The 12037-nt window shown below is 69.6% G+C and carries 13 protein-coding genes; 4 read left to right on the top strand and 9 right to left on the bottom strand.

The window, feature by feature from the left end; all coding sequences use genetic code 11:
• Window positions 1-27: 27 nt before the first annotated feature.
• The gene (locus AC07OY_RS12940; RefSeq protein WP_495042990.1) at window positions 28-693 is read right to left on the bottom strand and encodes a glutathione S-transferase family protein; all 666 of its coding nucleotides are present in this window, start codon (window positions 691-693) and stop codon (window positions 28-30) included.
• Window positions 694-776: 83 nt separating this feature from the next.
• On the opposite strand from AC07OY_RS12940, the gene AC07OY_RS12945 reads away from it, so the two are divergent.
• Window positions 777-1352 (top strand): hypothetical protein, encoded by a 576-nt coding sequence (locus AC07OY_RS12945; protein WP_495042991.1) that lies wholly within the window; start codon window positions 777-779, stop codon window positions 1350-1352.
• A gap of 4 nt (window positions 1353-1356) precedes the next feature.
• On the opposite strand, the gene AC07OY_RS12950 is transcribed toward AC07OY_RS12945, so the two are convergent.
• Window positions 1357-2772, bottom strand: coding sequence for a peptide MFS transporter (locus AC07OY_RS12950; protein WP_495042992.1), 1416 nt, complete (start codon window positions 2770-2772; stop codon window positions 1357-1359).
• A gap of 139 nt (window positions 2773-2911) precedes the next feature.
• On the opposite strand from AC07OY_RS12950, the gene AC07OY_RS12955 reads away from it, so the two are divergent.
• Window positions 2912-3961 (top strand): serine hydrolase domain-containing protein, encoded by a 1050-nt coding sequence (locus tag AC07OY_RS12955; protein ID WP_495042993.1) that lies wholly within the window; start codon window positions 2912-2914, stop codon window positions 3959-3961.
• A 73-nt stretch (window positions 3962-4034) separates the two neighbouring features.
• Window positions 4035-5048, top strand: coding sequence for an NAD-dependent epimerase/dehydratase family protein (locus AC07OY_RS12960; RefSeq protein ID WP_495042994.1), 1014 nt, complete (start codon window positions 4035-4037; stop codon window positions 5046-5048).
• Here the strand turns inward: AC07OY_RS12960 and AC07OY_RS12965 are convergent.
• A complete protein-coding gene (locus AC07OY_RS12965) occupies window positions 5045-5986 on the bottom strand; it encodes a GlxA family transcriptional regulator (protein WP_495042995.1) in 942 nt (313 codons plus the stop codon). The two genes, AC07OY_RS12960 and AC07OY_RS12965, sit on opposite strands and share 4 nt — an antisense overlap.
• Window positions 5987-6100: 114 nt before the next feature.
• On the opposite strand from AC07OY_RS12965, the gene AC07OY_RS12970 reads away from it, so the two are divergent.
• Complete coding sequence (locus tag AC07OY_RS12970) at window positions 6101-6898, top strand: SDR family NAD(P)-dependent oxidoreductase (RefSeq protein ID WP_495042996.1); 798 nt, start codon at window positions 6101-6103, stop codon at window positions 6896-6898.
• 32 nt (window positions 6899-6930) lie between these two features.
• Here AC07OY_RS12970 and AC07OY_RS12975 read toward each other — a convergent pair whose 3' ends face one another.
• The 6 genes from AC07OY_RS12975 to AC07OY_RS13000 all read right to left on the bottom strand — a co-directional run bounded on the left by AC07OY_RS12975 (window position 6931) and on the right by AC07OY_RS13000 (window position 12032).
• Complete coding sequence (locus AC07OY_RS12975; RefSeq protein WP_495042997.1) at window positions 6931-9153, bottom strand: helicase-related protein; 2223 nt, start codon at window positions 9151-9153, stop codon at window positions 6931-6933.
• Between the two features lie 34 nt (window positions 9154-9187).
• Window positions 9188-9907 carry a GGDEF domain-containing protein gene (locus tag AC07OY_RS12980; protein ID WP_495042998.1) on the bottom strand — a complete coding sequence of 240 codons (720 nt, stop codon included), beginning with the start codon at window positions 9905-9907 and terminating at the stop codon, window positions 9188-9190.
• Window positions 9908-9929: 22 nt separating this feature from the next.
• Entirely contained in the window at window positions 9930-10712 is a 783-nt protein-coding gene (locus AC07OY_RS12985; RefSeq protein ID WP_495042999.1) for a S1 family peptidase, read from the bottom strand.
• Window positions 10713-10717: 5 nt separating this feature from the next.
• A complete protein-coding gene (locus AC07OY_RS12990) occupies window positions 10718-10978 on the bottom strand; it encodes a hypothetical protein (RefSeq protein WP_495043000.1) in 261 nt (86 codons plus the stop codon).
• A 330-nt stretch (window positions 10979-11308) separates the two neighbouring features.
• Complete coding sequence (locus AC07OY_RS12995) at window positions 11309-11515, bottom strand: hypothetical protein (protein ID WP_495043001.1); 207 nt, start codon at window positions 11513-11515, stop codon at window positions 11309-11311.
• 124 nt (window positions 11516-11639) lie between these two features.
• On the bottom strand, window positions 11640-12032 hold the full coding sequence (locus tag AC07OY_RS13000; RefSeq protein ID WP_495043002.1) for a VOC family protein: 393 nt from the start codon (window positions 12030-12032) through the stop codon (window positions 11640-11642).
• Window positions 12033-12037: the final 5 nt, after the last annotated feature.

The following is a 12037-nucleotide window of genomic DNA, read 5'->3' on the forward strand; positions in this document are numbered from 1 at the left end:
AGAGCCGCCAGTGTAGGCGGCGCGCCTTCAGCTCATCAGGTCGTAAGGCCCACCCCGCTCCAGCGCCTTCTTGTAGGCCGGTCGCGCATGGATGCGGGCCAGGAAGTCCTTCAGCTTGGGATGGCCATCCATCCCACCCCGCGCCGCCGCGGCTTCGACGGGGAAGCTCATCTGCACATCCGCCGCCGAGAACTCGTTGCCGGCAAACCAGGGCCTTGCCTTCAGCTCACCCTCGAGGAACTTCAGCTGCGCATCGATAGTGGGCTGCACGAAGCCGCCCAGCACCTTGTCGGCAATTCCCTTGGCAATGGGCTTGACGAAGAAGGGCATGGGCGCGCGCTTGATCTTGCTGAAGACCAGCTTCATGACCAGGGGCGGCATGGCCGAACCTTCGGCGAAATGCATGAAATAGCGGTAGTGCAGCAGGTCCTGCTCGCCGGTGGGCTTGAGGCGGCCCTCGCCGTATTTGTCCACCAGGTACTCGAGGATGGCGCCGCTCTCGGCCACCGTCAGCCCGCCGTCGGTGATGACGGGCGACTTGCCCAGGGGGTGCACCTTGCGCAGCTCGGGCGGCGCCAGCGAGGTCTTGGCATCGCGCTGGTAATGCTGGATCTCGTAGGGCAGGCCGAGCTCTTCGAGCAGCCACAGCACGCGCTGCGAGCGGGAGTTGTTGAGGTGGTGGACGGTGATCATGCGGGCCAGTGTAGGCATCCACCCGGGCTTGCTGCGGCCCTGAACGGCCCGTTACGCTCGCGCACGCGTCAGGGAGTCATCTCATGGGATCGTGGCCATCGCTGGAAATCGCCAAGCTTGTCGTCGGCGTGCTGACGCCGCTGTCCGTCGCCCTGCTGGGCTGGTTCTTCAGCCGCCAGCTCAAGCGGCTGGACCTCAGCAACTGGACCAACCAGAAGCTCATCGAGAAGCGGCTGGCCATCTATGACGAGATCGCGCCGCGGCTGAACAAGCTGCTGTGCTTCTTCACCTGGGTCGGCTACTGGAAGACGGTCTCTCCCGCCGAGGCCATCCAGGCCAAGCGCGAACTGGACCGCACCCTCAACATCTACCGCCACGTCTTCGAGGTGGAGGTGTACCGCGCCTACCAGGACTTCATCGAGGCGCTGTTCGAGACCTACACCGGTGCCGGCCAGGACGCGCGGCTGCGCGCCCTGATCTTCGGGCCCGACGGCGACCGCCGCAGCGACTGCGGCTATACCTGGGACGAGGACTGGACCGTCAGCTTTTCCGAGCCCGGCAAAGCCGCCGGCAAGCCCGAGGTGAGGGCCCGGTACAAGGCGCTGATGGCGGCACTGACGCGCTCGCTCGGCGTGGCCACGCCGGACCACGCCGCCTGAAGCCTCAGGCCTTGGCGAGCGCGTCGTCCGGCGCCAGCAGCCGGCCGAAAGCCAGCTTGACCAGCAGCAGGCCCACGCCGGCCGCCGCCACCAGCGCGGCGTGCAGCATCCAGAACTTGGAGCCCGGCATGGTCTCCAGCAGGCCGGCCAGCCAGCCGACGAAGGTGTTGCCGAAGAACAGGTGCAGGTAGTAGATGCCGATCATCACGCCCTGCAGGCCGCGCGGCGCGGCGCGCGAATACAGGGCCAGGCCCACCGGCATGATGTTGGCGAAGCCGACGTTGTTCACCAGGGCATAGGCAAACGACCACAGGATGCTGAAGCGCGCGCCGCCGCTCTCGATGCCCAGGGCCGGGATCATCAGCAGGGCCGGCGCGCAGGCGGCGACGAAGCAGCCCAGGGCCATCTTGGTGATCTCGTCCGGCTCGCGCTTGCGGGCGGCCCACCAGCGCCAGAAGGCCAGCGACGCCAGCATCATGCCGGTGCTGGTCAGCGCATCCACGGCCTGCAGCCAGGTCACGGGCACGGTGAAGCCTGCGACAACCATGTCCATATGCTGCTGCGACCACAGCGGGAAGCCGTTGTTGTATTGCTGGTTGCCGACGATGGACAGCATCAGGATGGGCAGGATGGCGACGAGCAGCACCACCTGCAGGATGGCCCGCTTGCCCAGTGGCGGACGGACTTCCTGCTTGCCAGCCTCGCGCTTGGGCTCCGGCGGCAGCCAGCGGCGGCCGGCCAGGTAGACGAACAGGCCGATCAACATGCCCACGCCGGCCGAGCCGAAGCCCCAGTGCCAGCCCACCTTCTCGCCCAGCGTGCCGCAGACGATGGGGGCGGCAATGACTGCGATCTGCACCGCCAGCATGAAGATCTGGAAGGCGCTGGCGCGGCGCTTGTCGCCCGGTGCGTAGAGGTCGCCCACCTGGGCCGCGATATTGCCCTTGAAGCAGCCCACGCCCAGCAGCAGGCAGCCCAGGGCCGGCAGCAGCGCGGCCTCGAAGGCCATCAGGAAATGGCCCGTGGCCATCAGCAGGGCGCCGATGACGACGGTCCTGGTGCGGCCCAGCCAGCGGTCGGCGATGAGGCCGCCGAAGATGGGCAGCAGATAGACCAGGCCGACGTAGAGGCCGAAAACGGCCGAGGCCAGCTGCTGCGGCGAGCGCGGGCCGGTGACGTTCTCTATGGCTCCGCGCAGCGCATCGATGCCTGCCACCTGGCCGATATTGGCCGGCATGAAGAGGTAGTTGCTGAGATAGAGCACCAGCAGGGCCTGCATGCCGTAGTAGCTGAAGCGCTCCCACAGTTCGCAGAAGGACAGCCAGCCCAGGCCGGCGGGGTGGCCGAGGAAGGATCGGTCGTGGCGGGCGCGTGCGTCGCTTGTGGCGTCGCTGGCCGCGGTCAGGGTGGCGGAGGTCAACGTGGTCATCCGGTTCTTGCGGGAGGCGCGACTGTCGCTGCGCCAGCGCGGCGTGGCAATCGGCAGTGGCCCGGGCATGACGGGGGTCATGCCTGAGGTGGGCATGGAATGATGGCCGCCCGCAAGGCAGGAGAAGCATGTGAAGACAGGGTTGATCGCTTGGCTGGCGCTGTTGGCCCTGCCCTCTGCCTGGGCCACCCAGCCCCCGGCACCACCCACCGTGCAGGAACTCGAGGCGCTGCTGGCTGCTCATGACGTGCCGGGCGTGGCCGTCGCGACGCTGAAGGACTGCGAGCCGCAGGGCCAGGCGATCGTGGCCGGCCGGGCCTCCCTGCATCCGCCAGGCCCGGTCACTGCGGCGACGGTCTTCGAGGCGGCCTCCCTGTCCAAGCCGGTCTTTGCCTGGCTGGTCATGCAGCTGGTGGACGAGAAGCTGATCGACCTCGACCGGCCTTTTGCGCCGGCCTTCGACTACGCGCGCATTCCCGACAAGGCGGCCTATGCGCAGCTGACGCCGCGCCTGGTGCTGACCCACCGCACCGGCTTGCCCAATTGGGTCGACCACCGCACCGAGTTCCACCTGCGCACCGCGCCCATCCCGTTCAAGGAAGCGCCCGGCACGGCCTACAGCTATTCCGGTGAAGCCTTCCAGCTGCTGCAGGCCTTTGTCGAGCACCAGACCGGCCGCACGCTGCAGGCGCTGTTCCAGGCGCGGCTGGGTCGCTGGATGCCTCAGTCCAGCTTCGTCCGCCCTCTGCCCGCCGGCACCACGGCATCGCGCGGCTATCGCAGCGCCAAGGAGGCCAGTGGCGGCCGCGACATGAGCAATCTGACGGACCATGCCCTGGCCGCGGCGTCGTTGGTGACCACGGCGCAGGACTACGCGCGCTTCCTGTCCCTGGTGTGCAAGCGCGAGGGTCTTTCGCGCGCGGCCTATGACGACATGCTGCGGCCTCAGGCGCCCGTGCCCCAGGGGGATTCACCCCACCCCAGCTCGCGTGGGCTAGGCTGGTCCATCACCGACCTGGGAGGAGCGACCTTGATCAGCCACAACGGCAACAACGACCAGTACCGCGCCTTCGCCGGCTTTGTGCAGCAAAGCCGCGACGGCATCGTCATCCTGAGCAACGGCGTCAGGGGCCGCGAGCTGATCGAGGCGCTGCTGCAGCCGGCGCCCAAAGCGCCATGAGCGCCGCGCCGGTCCTTCCCAAGCAAGCTCGCTCCCGCTTGGCGGGACAGCGCGAAGCGCGAAGGGTGCATCAATGAGCGATCGCATCCTCGTCACCGGCGGCAGCGGCTATATCGCCGGCGTGCTGATCCGCCATCTGCTGGCTGCCGGCTGGCAGGTGCACACCACGGTGCGTGACCTCAAGCGCGAACCGGCGCTGCGTCAGCTGCTCGGTGTGGGCAGCAGCGATCAGCTGCGCTGCTTCGCTGCCGACCTGATGCACGACGCTGGGTGGGCCGAGGCGGCCGCCGGTTGCAGCCACCTGGCCCATCTCGCATCGCCGCTGCCGGTGGGCGTGCCGCGCGATGCCAACGAGCTCATCGTGCCGGCCCGCGACGGCGCCCTGCGCGCGTTGAAGGCGGCGCGCGATGCCGGCGTGCAGCGCGTCGTCATGACCTCCTCCGTCGCCGCCATCTCCTATGGCCACGGCCCGGGCGACCACCATTTCACCGAGGACGACTGGACGCGGCTGGCGTCGCCCGGCATCCCGCCCTACATCCAGTCCAAGACCATCGCCGAGCGCGCCGCGCGCGACTGGGTGGCGCGCGAGGGCGGCGGGCTGGAGTTCTGCACCGTCAACCCGTCGGTCGTGCTCGGGCCGGTGGCCAGCGCCGACTACTCGGCCAGCGTCGTCATCGTGCAGAGCCTGCTGCAGGGCCGCATCCCGGCCATGCCGCGCATCGGTTTCGGCATCGTCGACGTGCGCGACGTGGCCGAGCTGCACTGGCGCGCGCTGACCGCGCCGGGCATGGCCGGCGAGCGCTTCATCGCCTGCGGCGGCTTTCTCTGGCTGCGCGAGATCGCCGCCATCCTGCGCGCCGAACTGGGCGACAAGGCGGCCAAGGTGCCGACGCTGCAGATGCCCGACTGGGCCGTGCGCCTGCTGGCCAAAGTCAGCCCGGCCGTGCGCGCCGCGGCCAGCGAGCTGGGCACGGCACGCCACCAGGACGCCAGCCATGCGCGGGAGCTGCTGGGCTGGGTGCCGCGGCCGCCCCGCGAGGCCATCGTGCAGACGGCGCGCGACCTGGTCAGGCTGGGCGTCGTCTAGGCGCGCGCGCCGCGCCGCGTCAGCTGCGGCGGCACGCCGAAGTGGCGCACGAACACCTCGCGCAGATGGCGCCGGTCCCGGAATCCCGATTCGCGTGCCACGACCTCCAGCGGGTGGCGGCTCTGCTCGATCATCAGCCGCGCCGCTTCCAGCCGCAGGCCCTCGACGGCCTTGGCCGGCGACTGCCCGGTCTCGGCCGTGAACACGCGGCTGAACTGGCGTGGGCTCAAGTGAACCACCTCGGCGAGTTGCTCGACCGAGAGGGCCTTGTTCAGATGGGCACGCGCATAGTCCAGCGCCTGCTGGATGCGGTCGCTCTTGGGCGCCAGCTCCAGCAGCTCTGAATGCTGCGACTGCCCGCCGGTGCGGCGCTGCGGCATGACGAGCTTGCGCGCGACGGCGCGGGCGACGTCCTCGCCGAGGTCGGCCTCCACCAGGGCCAGGGCCAGGTCCAGCGCCGCGGTCATGCCGGCCGAGGTCCAGATCGGGCCGTCGTTGATGAAGATGCGGTCGTCTTCGACGCGGACCGCCGGGCGGCGGGCCTGCATGTCGCGGGCGAACAGCCAATGCGTCGTCGCGCGCCGCCCGTCCAGCAGGCCGGCCTCGGCGAGCGCGAAGCCGCCGGTGCACAGGCCGGCGATGCGGCGCGCGTGGCGCCCGGCGCGGCGCAGGAACTTCAGCACCTCGGCTTCGGTCGGCGCCACGATGGGATCGGAGGCGCCCGGCACCAGCCAGGTGTCGGCCTCGGTGCAGGAGGCCAGAGCCCTGGTGTTGATGCGCACGCCGCTCGACGAGGTCAGCTCGCCGCCGGCCACGCTGTAGCAGGTGAAGCCGTAGAACTCGTCATCGATGACGTGGTTGGCGAACTCGAAGACGGCCTGCGTCCCCAGCGCCATCAGCTGAAAGCCATCGCTCAGCACAAAGCCCAGGCGGTGCATGCAGGCTCCTTTGAAGTGATGTCTTGAAACATGACTGTATACGTCATTTGAGACATGAGCCGTCATCCCCAGAATTTGCCCCTGTCATCCACTTCCCTTGCGGAACACACCGTCATGAGCAACTCCTCCCTGGGCACCGCCCTCATCACCGGCGCCTCTTCCGGCATTGGCGCCGTCTATGCCGACCGCCTGGCTCGCCGCGGCCATGACCTCGTTCTCGTCGCCCGCGACGGCGCGCGCCTGGATGCGCTGGCCTCGCGGCTCACCGCCGAGACCGGCCGCAAGGTCGAAGTCCTCGTCGCCGACCTCGGCAACACCGCCCAGCGCTCCCGCGTCGAGCAGCGGCTGCGCGAGGACACCAGCTTGACGCTGCTGGTCAACAACGCCGGCATCGGCACGCCGGCCAAGCTGCTGGAGGCCGATGTCGAGCAGATGACCCATCTCATCGAGCTCAATGTGACAGCTTTGACGCGGCTCACCTATGCCGCCGTGCCCGGCTTCGTCGCCCGTGGCCGCGGTGCCGTCATCAACATCTCATCCATCGTCAGCATCGCGCCCGAGATCCTCAACGGCGTCTACGGCGGCAGCAAGGCCTTCGTGACGGCCTTCAGCCAGTCCCTGCACCACGAGCTGGCCGCCCAGGGTCTGCGCGTGCAGGCGGTGCTGCCCGGCGCGACGGCGACTGAGTTCTGGGCCCGCGGTGGCCTGGCGGTCGAGCATCTGCCCAAGGAATGGGTCATGTCGGCCGAGGCCCTCGTGGACGCAGCGCTCGTGGGCTTTGACCGCGGCGAGCTGATCACGGTGCCGTCATTGCATGACGAGGCGCCGCTGCTGGCCTATGAGGCGGCGCGGCAGGCGATGTCGGGGCAGCTGTCGAGCAACACGGCGGCGGCGCGCTACGCCGCGGCTTGAGGCTCAGCCCGACAACGCGGCAATGGCGGTTGTCACCGCCCGCGCCGCTGCCACAGCGCCTTCTTGCCCTTGAGCTGCCTCTCGATGCCGTCATTGAGCCGTGCGCGCAGGTCGATGACTTCCTCGACATGGCCGTACACGTTCGGGAAGCGCAGGTCCAGCCACAGCCACAGCGTGCAGATGCGCAGGGCCTGTTCCATGCGGTCCAGGCGGCCGTGCTGGTCGTATTCGTCCAGGAAGTAAGGGTCGCCGGCCTTGCCGGTGCGGGCATGGCTCGTGGCCCAGGAGGCGAACTGCTCGACCAGCATGGGCAGGCGGTTGTCCACCGGTGCCTGGGCGTAGCGGAAGCGCTCCTGCAGCGGCAGGGCGCTGGCATTGCGGTCCAGCATCTCGGCCAGTTCCAGCATCTGCTCCAGCTCGGCCACGGCGAAATGGGCGTCGTCCAGGCGCAGCTGCTGCATGAAGATGCTCAGCACCGCATGCAGCTTGTTGACGCCCATGCGCTGGGAAATGGTCTGCACATGGCGCCAGTTGGGCGCCACGGGGCACTTGAAGTCGCGCGGCGCGCGCGGCTCCTTGGGCAGCTGCTGGCGCAGGATCTTCATCGCCTCGGCCTCGGCCTCCTTCAGCACCGAGACAAAGCCCTCGTCATGCATGCCGTAGCGGCCCGCGCGGCCGGCGATCTGGTGCACCTCGCTGACCGACAGCTCGCGGTCGCCGACGCCGTCGAACTTGGTCAGCGTCGAGAACAGCACGCGGCGGATGGGCAGGTTCAGGCCCATGCCGATGGCGTCGGTCGCGACCAGGATGTCGCTGGCGCCGACGGCGAAGCGCTCGGCCTCGCGGCGGCGCACCTCAGGCGGCAGGGCGCCGTAGATGACGCTGACGGCATGGCCGTTCTGCTGGATCTGGTCGCGCAGCATCAGCACGTCGCGGCGGCTGAAGGCCACGATGGCGTCGCCGGCATGCAGATGCGTCATGGGCACCGGCGCCGGCATCAGCTGCACATGCTGCTTGCGCTCGAAGACGCGCTTCTCGGGCTTCTCGCCGCAGAGCTGCAGCAGGCGCTCGATGGCCGGCGCGGCATAGGCTGAACCGATGATGATGAGCTCGCGCGCCGGCACGCCGACGATGGCCTGGGTCCAGGCCCAGCCGCGCGAGTCGTCGAAGATCATCTGCGCCTCGTCGATGACGGCCACGTCGACGACGTCGCGCGTGTTGACCATCTCGATGGTGCTGGACACGACGCGGGCCTGGGCCGCCGGCACGTTCTCCTCGCCGGTCAGCAGCGAGCAGGGCACGCCACGACCGACGAGACGGTCGCGTCCCTCCAGGGCCAGCAGGCGCAGCGGCGCGAGATAGGCGCCGTCCAGGGCCTGCGCCAGGCGCTCGAAGGCCGCATGCGTCTTGCCGCTGTTGGGCGGGCCGAGATACAGCGTCACCTTCCGACCCAGCTTGCGCGCTGCGTCGAAGCTGTCCGGATAGCCCTGGAAGGCCAGCTCGCGGCCCAGGCTGGCCAGCGTGCTCTGCTCCTCGACGGTCTGTTCCCAGCGGTCCTGGGCGCGGGTCAGCGCGGCCTTCAGGTCCTCATAGGGCATGGGCACGCCGCACTCGGCCTGCAGGCGCGGCAGCAGGGAGGCGAGCTGGGCCGCGTCGCCCATGGCCTCGCTGCGCGCGACGAGGTGGTTCAGGTGCAGGGCCAGCTCGGCTTTGTAGGAATACTCGGGCGCCTGGCCGAGGCTGTGGCGCAGGGCGGCCGTGTCGCCATCGCGGAAGAAGGCCCAGACGGGCTCCTCGGGCACCGGCACGCGGTGCGACAGGTCGATGCGCCAGCTCTCGTGGGCCAGGGTGACGGGGTGCACGCACAGCCGCGTGAACACCAGGCCTTCGCGGCGCAGGCCCAGGCTTTCGAGCTGGTGCAGGCGCTGCTGCATCTGCGAGCGCAGCGTGTTGGCCATCGGCGTGGCGTCCAGCTGGGCCAGGGCCACGGGGATATGGACGGGCAGGATCCAGCGGCTGGGCCGGCCGCCGCCGGCCGCCTTGGAGATCTGGATGCAGCCGAGACGGTCCAGCGACTCGTCGCTGCCGTCGTCGAGATCGGCCGGCACCAGCACCTGGGGCAGGGCATAGGCGGCCTGGCGGATGCGGGCCCAGTCTTCGGCAGACAGGGTGGCAGGCAGCCGGGCGGCGTGGCGGGGCTGCGGCAGGGGAAAGGCGGGCGCGGGGGGCTTGGGAGCGGGGGAGTCAGACTTCACGGGGGAAGTGGAACACAGGCGGGCCAACGCCCGGCTAGCGTCGGCCGGCAAGGGTCCGCTTGGCGCGGTACATCGCCTCGTCGGCCTTGTGCACCAGCACGCCCGGCGATTCGCCGTCCTCGGGAAAGAGGCTGAAGCCGATGCTGGCCGAGACCTGCATGTCATGCCCGGCCAGCACGCAGGGATCGGCCAGGGCCTGGCCGATCTTGAGGGCCAGTTGCTCGGCGTCCTCGGGCCGGTTGGCCGAGGCCAGGATGACAAACTCATCGCCGCCGATGCGGCAGACCGTATCGCTGGCGCGCACGGTGGCCATCAGCGTGCGTGCCACGTGCAGCAGCAGCAGGTCGCCCACGGCGTGGCCGAGCTCATCGTTGACGCGCTTGAAGTCGTTGACGTCCAGGAAGTAGATCGCCAGCCGGCTGCCGTGCCTGCGCGCCAGCGCCAGGTCGTGGGCGAGGCGGTCCCACAGCACCTCGCGGTTGCAGACGCCGGTCAGCGAGTCGGTCTGCGCGGCCTTGACGGCCACCTCCAGCGCCGCATGGGCGGTTTCGGCCTGCTGGGTCATCTCGAGGTGGCGCAGATGCAGGCGCTGGTTCTCCGCGCGGGCATCCTGGGCCGCGGTCAGGCCCGACTCGCTGCGCGCCTCCCGGATGGCGGCGTGCAGGGCCAGCAGCGTGGCCTCGGCCGCGGCGATCTCGCGCCGCAGCGCAATGAGCCGCTGCTCGTCGATGTCGATGTTGGCGGTCTTGTCCATGTGGCCGGCTGAAAGATGCCTGTCAGTCCGCGGCCGGCTCGGTCAGCGTCATGACGATGTCCGGATACCAGGCTGCATTCAGGCCCAGGGATTCGTCCGCGACCCGGTCGCGGTTGCCCATGTCCAGGCGCGAGGAGTGGATGCCCACCAGCAGCCAGGGCAGGGCGCCCCGACCGGGCGCCCGCATCACCACGGGTGCGCCGCTGATGCCGCGATGGGTGCGCGCGTCGGTCAGGAACCAGCCCACGCCCTGGAAGCGCCAGCCGTAGGGCGAGGCCACGGTGCCCTGGCGCACGACCGGGAGGTGATGCAGCCCGTCATGAAATCCCAGCGGGAAGCCCGGGATCAGCACCGGCTCGCCGATGCCGACGACATCGCCCTCGCCGGCCAGATGCTCGGGCGTGAAGGCAGCCAGCGCGGTGGCCGGTGGCAGCGCGTCGCGCTCGATCTCCAGCACGGCCACGTCAATGCCGCCGCCGTCGTCCTGGCCCTGGCGCCAGTTGGCCAGGCCGTCGCGGTAGAGCAGCACGGACAGGCCCGTGGACTCGGCGAGGTTGTTGGCGTCCGGGTGCAGCTCGATCTCGAGGCGGTCGGGGTGGTGGCCGCTGGGCTCGTCGATGAAGACATGCCGGCTGCTGACGAGGTAGAGCCTCCCGTCGCGCTGGAAGAAGAAGCCGCTGGCGTCGGTCAGCCCTTTGGCGCCGGCAAAGGTCGCCACACGCACCGTGGCCAGCAGCAGGGGGTCGATGGCCGGGGCCGCGGGTGCTGCGCCGGCTGCAGGAGGAGGCGGCGCCGCCTTCGTCATCGCGCTCAGAACGAGGGCTGCGGCGTGGCGCGCGCGAGCAGCGACGCCAGGTGCTTGCAGACGTTCTCGCCCGTCGTCGTCAGGCGCAGCGAGCCGCCGTGCCACTCCATCCAGTGCAGGGCGACGTAGTCCTCGATGAAGCCCGCATCGATCTCGGCCGCGCGGCGGCGCTTGAGCAGGTCGACGGTGGCGAGCAGCTGGTCGCGCAGGGTGTCACGGCGGGTCGTGACGGCTGAGGGCTGGGGCGGGGGGATGGAACGCTTCATCGAGATCTCCAAACGGTCAGGGATGGCAGGCATCTCGGCATGCAAGATGCGTGCCCTGGGACTGGGCTGATGTCTCGGTGGTTTCCGTGGGTCGCGGACGAGCCGGGGCAAGGTCGGACGGCCGTCTCGACGAGGGTTACAGAGAGGCCGGGTTGGGGCTCACCGCTTGAGGGTGGCTGACGGCTTGCTGACCGGCGGGAGCCGGTCAGGCCTGGGGCGCGAGGGAGGAATGCGCCGACGTCCAGCCACCGAGGTCGCGCCGTTGAGCAGACACGCGACGGGAAGGGCCCATTCTAGGGCGCTTGCACGGCGCCCACGTCGCCTTCGAGGTCAGGCGGCGCGGCGTCCGGCGTCGCGGCTCAGCAGGGCCTTCAGGTGCTTGCAGACGTTCTCGCCCGTCGTCGTCAGGCGCAGCGAGCCGCCATGCCATTCCATCCAGTGCAGGGCGATGTAGTCATCGACAAAGCCCTCCGCGATCTCGGCCGCGCGTCGCTGCTTGAGCAGGCTGACGGTGGCGAGCAACTCGTCGCGAAGCATGTCGCGTCGGGCTGCAGCGGGGAACGAAGCAGATGAGGTCATCGAGATCTCCGGGAGACATCAGCAAGGCCAGACTTCGGGGCGCAGTGGAACACAAACCCGTGTCGGCCTCCCGCGCCGGCTGTCAGCGAGCACCGGTCGGCTGGTGGATCTGGATCAGATTGCCGCAGCCGTCGGCAAAGATGGCGATCTTGACCGGCCCCAGGTCCACCGGCTCCTTCGTGAACTTCACGCCGCGCTGCTTCAGCCGGGCCACGTCGGCCTCAAGGTCGTCGCTCTGGAATGCCGTGGCCGGAATGCCCTGGGCCATCAGGGCCTGCTGGTAGGCCCGGGCCGCGGGATTGGCGTTGGGCTCCAGCGAGAGTTCGGTCTCGCCGCCCTCGGGGGAGCGCAGCGTCAGCCAGCGGTACTCGCCGGCCGGCAGGTCCTGGCTTTTCACGAAGCCCAGCGCCTCCGTGTAGAAGGCCAGGGCGCGGTCTTGGTCGTCAACGAAGACGCTGGTGAGGTTGATACGCATGGGCG

The sequence above is a fragment of the Roseateles sp. GW821-FHT09H10 genome, from assembly GCF_059415865.1.